Genomic DNA, 6,002 nt, shown 5'->3' on the forward strand with positions numbered 1-6,002 from the left:
ATATTGTTATCATCCAGAAATGCTCACAGATACCAATCAGATTTAGTGAAAGGTAATATAACTAAAATTTGAGCATATTTTCGTTTGCAGTCATGTGCATCTTAGCGATTAGTTGCAGTCGGTCAATCCTCACATCAACACCTTGACTTGTTAATTCGGCCATCATGGGCCAATGGCAGAATTCTACACCGAGATTGTCTTGGAAAACAGAAGGCTTTACAGATCGTGGGTAATGGCGCACCGCTTACGGCATGACATCTTCGAAGAGATTGTCTTGTCCCCCAGCAGTGGTAGGTGTCCTTTGATCCTGCGATGAACATGCAGTATGCGACAATGCAGTACCGTCGACAGACCTTTCGCTTGCCTTTCTTGCCTTCAGTCAAAGAAAGTTTTTCATGTTATATAAATTCGTAGGCGGCGATCACGATGCCATCTTAAACGTGTTTGAAAAGGCAGTAGTTCAGGGGTCGATCAAATTCAACTCCGCCTTCCATTGCAATGACCCTTTTGAATTTAAGTTCCGATCCGTTGCACCAAAAGACCGTGAAACGTTTGATGAATGGCACAGACAGCATGCGCCAGAAAAAACGGAATACGAAAAGGAAAATGCTTGGCGTAGTTTCGAAGGAGATGCTAAGGAGTTTAATACTCAGTTTTGGCCGCGCGTCCAACTGATGGGAAACGTTTACGTTTCTTGCTTAAGTCAGCGATGGGATAGCCATTTGATGTGGGCGCACTATTGTAATGCACACACTGGGTTCGTGGTTTGTTACGATACGAAAATTGTCGATTTTCTAAAATCTGATAAGGACTCTATAGCCAGCGGTGCAGTCAATTACAGCCTTGAACTGCCATGTGTAAACTGGTTCTCTGATCCGCCTAGCGCACTCAGACCAATAATGGCTACCAAGTCTCTAGAGTGGTCATACGAAAAGGAAATTCGCTTCGCCTGTAAGGGAGAAGCACTTCAGCAGGCCATATTCAAAATAGGCGATCAAAGTGTTATTTCTGGCATTATACTTGGATCAAGAGCATCGCAAGGATTAATAAAAAGAGCATTGGACTATCAAAAGACAAGAGAGAGTTTTATCGTGAAGATGATATGCTCAAAGCTCGGAACCTTTGATCTTGCCACGTTTGACGTCGAAGACAACGCATTTTACTCGAATGAGTTTCTTTAGTGGTTTTGTATGCCACTCTCTGGATCAGAGGTTGCAGGTTCGAGTCCAGATTGTTTGCCAGACACCTTGCAGACACACCCGCAACATAAGAAACAACGGGAACATTCGAGAGTTTCCTCATGCCTTCCATGCGTCCATCAGGTAGCCCAATACGCAACCGAGTCATGACCGACGCGGCAAACGATAACATGCTGATCATAATGAAGTGCAACGGCTGCAAAAAGACCGTCCATTTTTGGGCCGTTGATTTGATCAAAGTCCTAGGCCCGAGGCACCAAATACACGTTCCCCCGTTCGCTTGCAGCCGATGCAAAACGATGGAGTACATCCATATGTCTTGGGCCGTTGCGAACAGTCACAACACCCAAGAATTAACGGTCAGGCGTCCAGTGGAGCTAGTCGTGAAGTGGCTTTGGAAAGATGAAAAGGCGTGATGGCGTTCGATCACAACCTATGTGTGAACAGAATCCACAATGCCAAAACATAGCAGGCAACCAACAAAACCAAAGCAACCTTTGCGTAAATCGGCATGTCAGTCACCCCTCGTTTGAAGCGCAAAAATCAACTTATCGGATGTGCAGCGGTTTTGGCAAGAAGCTGCTTACATCGAAGCGGACTAATCGGCGGGTTTTGGCGCAACTACGTCTTATGGCAACAAAGTCAGCAATCAGGAGTTGAACGATATGGGTCTAGAAGGAGTCAGCCGATGGCAGCGGGAAATAATCCGAATAAACCACCTGATAACAATACGTTAGCCAAAAGAAGCGACTCTGATAGGTCAAATTGGAGTGTCGAAGCTTTTCACGCCGAACAAATGATAAAAGTGTCCGTTCGAGTGTCGCGGCGAGGTTATGCGAGTTCGCCCGAACGTTTAGCGTGGTTCGCTGATATCGAAGATGCATACTTGAACGCTTTGACCATGGACGACGAAACGCGAGACAGGATTTTGATTCATCTTGCGAAAATCATCACCACGGAGTTTCCGCCGGAAAAGTGATGAGGCGCAACCGATTCATTAGTGCGGAGTTGGTTACTGCAATGGGAAGGACGCATCATGCTGAAGTCCACCCTTGCCCGGATACTGCTTGGGGCCGAACGAAGCTGGAAGCTGTTGTTTTCGCTACTTGTAATTTGGTCATTGGAAATGGTTTTGGTTACGTTCGCTGCAAGAAATCTGGGTGGATGGAACCTTGTCGGGTATCTGAATTTTCCGCTGATACTACCAGTGATTTTATGGTTCTGTTGGTTGAATGGTAGTCCAGATGATTAGCCCAACACGACTGAAAACACGAAATAAATTTCAGCCAACGAAAAATAAATTGAACTTTGTAAACCAAAGAAACAACGATATTTCGATCATTTGCCCTTTCATTTCATTTAATCGATTGACTTCTCTCAAACAATTACTTTCGCAAGCCTGTTGACAATAGATTACGATTCGGCGCAAGGCATGGGTATTCACAATGAATATTGATCGCAAAGGAAAATTGATCATGAAATACACAACCAAGACGGTTAAGAACGCTAACCAGATTATACAACATAAAGCCTTATTGTCAGACGCAGATTTTTTCCAGCGCGGCACGAAGAAACTTCAGCGTATTGGATACAGCCCCGAGAAAATGTCGGAACTTCTATTTGAAGCCTCATTCGCAATCGTTGTGTGTGCTTCTTTGAAATGGGTGAATATTGGTCGCATTGTCGCTGAAATTGTTGATGAAGCATCCAACTGTGCGCAAATCATTGTGGAATGCTCGGTATTGATTGCACATGAAATTGACGGGATAGTATCTTTTGGCGCTGAAAACGTTACGCTGTATCATCCAAACGGCGATTTTCCCCCGTATAGTCATGTCGGCGAAATTCCGGAGTGGTTGATAGACTTAAGCAGTGATGGCGTTGATATTGATGAGTTACAGTATCCACCGACAACATCCGATTTACCATTGGCTGCATAACGTCTGGGATTGGTTTAAGTGGGGGATTGGTGAAAGCCGATCTCTACTGCCCGCTTGCTTCTTTGACCAGTGACGGCTACTCGGCAACAGTGATTACACCTTGCAGTTCTTCGCGCGTTTGGATGTTAACTTTGGCAAACGCAAAGATTGTGACAACGTACGCCGTCAACAGCAAAACAAAGGAAACTTTGGCCCTTTTTGTCATCGGCACTATCCCCAATTATGTCAAAATGGTTTCTCTTTTTTTGAACTTTATTGGAAACAAAATCGTTACAACCGGAATAAACTGCGGCAAAGACCCGCCGACACCGAAGCGGCGTTTTAGGCTATTTCTTGCTTATAATGCAGGATTTGATACGAGCACAGGCCCGGGAAGCGTTGGCAGAGTTGATGCAGCACATCAGCGCAGGATGCCCAACATGTTCAAGGACGCCATCGCTCGCATACTGATAGGTCGAACAACCTTGAAGGTTTAGTTGGTCAAAACGTGCGGGTAAAAATGATCCACAAGGCAAACACGTAGCAAGCGAGCAACAACACCGCCGCGACCTTTGCAAACATCGGCATGCCGAACACTCCCCTACTCACATAAGATCAAAAATACGAATGATCAGTACGTCCAGCAATAACGCGCCTAAAGGTTAGCAGACCATCGGCAAAAACTTGCGCAGTTTGTAACATGTGCAACGGACTCGACATTTGAGAGTTAGCTGCACACCAACCAAGCAAGGATTGAGGCGATGGCGTCGAACAATGATCGGAATTTCCAATGATATCCGAACGATAAAGCGTAGTGATGCCTTTGACGATGATCAACAAAGCGAGTGCAACCAAGAAATTCTGTACGCCGAACATCTGATAAAAGCAGCGATTCGGTTGGGCCGGATCATCTATGGTAACCAGAACGCTTAGGATGGTTTGATCAAATCGAAGTGGCATATTTGAATGCATACATGACGAACGATAAAGCACGAAGCATAGCGATGCTCGAACTCGCAACCGTCATCGAAAATAGTTTTCCTTGGCACCTTGAGTGCGCTGGCAACTTACATTAAGCGAAACGAGCAAAATGGAGCAGCCGCCCTACTGCATAGCGTGAATCGTAAAGCGGCACAGGACTTACTATGATGTGCAAGGCCGCTGTAGTTCAAATAACGCGTGGCGCAGAACGAAGCTGGAAAGTATTGTTCCCCCTCGTGATGGTTTGGCTTATCCAGATGCTCTTGGTGACGTTTGCCCCAAACCGTGTCGGCGGATGGTATCTAATGGGCTATCTCTCCTTTCCCCTGCTATTGCCGATTATTTTATGGCTTTGTTGGCTGAATGGATATCCCGAAGATTAGGCTACCACGTCGCGTAAGTTCTGTCAGAGGACTGGCAAAAACACGCCGATACCGAAGCGGAGCTTTGGGCGATTTGTTGCTCATGCTTTGCAAAATGCTTGCGACCACTAACTTAGCGCTTTTGCCATGCTATTTGTGCTAGCGAGTCGCCGCGTGAGAAAGCATGAACAAGAAAAATGCAGAAAATGCGGCTGTCACATCACTTTGGCTTGCGCGAGTGGCTAACCGAGATGATGCTGAAAAGCTTGGACAATTAGACTCAATTGAACACATTTTATCAATCGCTTTGAAACTCAAAGATGATGCCCGATACGAAGCTTTAGCTTATCTCACCGCCATTGTTGAGCAGAAATTTAGTTGGTTGGTGTCGGATTTTCGCCGATTGGCATATGCCTATCGAATGCCAAGGTGAATGGTGCCCAACACTTCTAAACACGACTGCAAACACGCTCCATAACACCTTCCAAAACACCTTCCAAAACACTCGATTCCAGCCCTATAAATTGGGTCAAAATTGACTGGTAAATGCATGGTGCAATCTCGAATTATTCAATGAAATCAATGGTGTTTTCCATTTAAGGGCAAATAGATCGCTGTTTAACGAATATTCGGGTAGGCATACCCCTACCTTTTGCATATTTGCCTCGAAAGTTGACCATTAACACATTGATATTGTTGGGTTAATTACAGCCCAAATGAAGCAAATTGGAAGTGGTACGTTTTTCGGAAATGGGTGCGGAACGGAATATTGAATCTGCCTTCAGCAATCGTCGAATAACGGCATGGGATTGCTTTCCATAATGTTGATTTAGATCAAAACCGGAATATGGAATGATCGGTAAGGGGTTTGTACTTTCCGTTTCAAAACCGAAGATACATCTGTTGAATAATGAAACCGGGAAGATTTTCAAAACCTGTTGATGATGGATGATAACTGCATGGGATTTCTTTGGTAAGGTTTCAGACTTCATTTCATTTCTTCAGACTCAATTTGAAATCTAAGGACTGATTCAATGGACTCAAAATAGGATACCATCCCAGTGATATTTTAGGTGCGATAGCGCCGTTTAAACTAACTGTTCGATCTAATAAAATCCAAATAAGAAATACATCATAGTGACAAATTTAGGCTGATAAGCCGTTTAACTTGATACTTTCCAATATCATCCAAACAGAAATCCTTTTTCCTGTACAATTAGGTGCGATAGCGCCGTTTAGACTGATACTTTCAACTTCATCCAAATGGGTCTACTCTTTGAATTTCATCAAGACAAAACAACCATCCATCCAATATCCAACAATTTTAGACTTGATATTCACTCCCCTTATAGATAGAGGGGTAAATGCCGTAAGCCCATGTTTCTAAAGAGAAATAGGTCATATCACTTTTATAAGTGAGTCGGGGTGAAATCGTCCAATTCCGTTCCGATATCAAAAGCGCAATAGTTGGGGGTAAACGTCACAACCCCATGTTTCTAAAGGGAAATAGGGCATATCAACTTTGCAAATTCGATAGTTGG

6 protein-coding genes are annotated in these 6,002 nt (G+C 44.4%); 5 read left to right on the forward strand and 1 reads right to left on the reverse strand.

What is annotated here, in order from left to right; genetic code table 11:
* The first annotated feature begins 395 nt into the window (after positions 1–395).
* From JWS10_RS17285 to JWS10_RS17305, 5 genes are all read left to right on the forward strand, one after another.
* Positions 396–1,181, forward strand: a complete 786-nt coding sequence (locus JWS10_RS17285) for a DUF2971 domain-containing protein (protein ID WP_299509055.1) — start codon at positions 396–398, stop codon at positions 1,179–1,181.
* A 706-nt stretch (positions 1,182–1,887) separates the two neighbouring features.
* Complete coding sequence (locus JWS10_RS17290; protein ID WP_299509056.1) at positions 1,888–2,178, forward strand: hypothetical protein; 291 nt, start codon at positions 1,888–1,890, stop codon at positions 2,176–2,178.
* Between the two features lie 496 nt (positions 2,179–2,674).
* Positions 2,675–3,139 (forward strand): hypothetical protein, encoded by a 465-nt coding sequence (locus JWS10_RS17295; protein WP_299509057.1) that lies wholly within the window; start codon positions 2,675–2,677, stop codon positions 3,137–3,139.
* A 29-nt stretch (positions 3,140–3,168) separates the two neighbouring features.
* Entirely contained in the window at positions 3,169–3,615 is a 447-nt protein-coding gene (locus JWS10_RS17300; RefSeq protein ID WP_299509058.1) for a hypothetical protein, read from the forward strand.
* 1,030 nt (positions 3,616–4,645) lie between these two features.
* Positions 4,646–4,894, forward strand: coding sequence for a hypothetical protein (locus JWS10_RS17305; RefSeq protein ID WP_299509059.1), 249 nt, complete (start codon positions 4,646–4,648; stop codon positions 4,892–4,894).
* Positions 4,895–5,162: 268 nt separating this feature from the next.
* Here the strand turns inward: JWS10_RS17305 and JWS10_RS17310 are convergent, their stop codons facing one another.
* Positions 5,163–5,453, reverse strand: coding sequence for a hypothetical protein (locus JWS10_RS17310; protein WP_299509060.1), 291 nt, complete (start codon positions 5,451–5,453; stop codon positions 5,163–5,165).
* Between the last annotated feature and the right edge of the window lie 549 nt (positions 5,454–6,002).

Source organism: Cypionkella sp., from assembly GCF_028290025.1.
Taxonomy (GTDB): Bacteria; Pseudomonadota; Alphaproteobacteria; order Rhodobacterales; family Rhodobacteraceae; genus Cypionkella.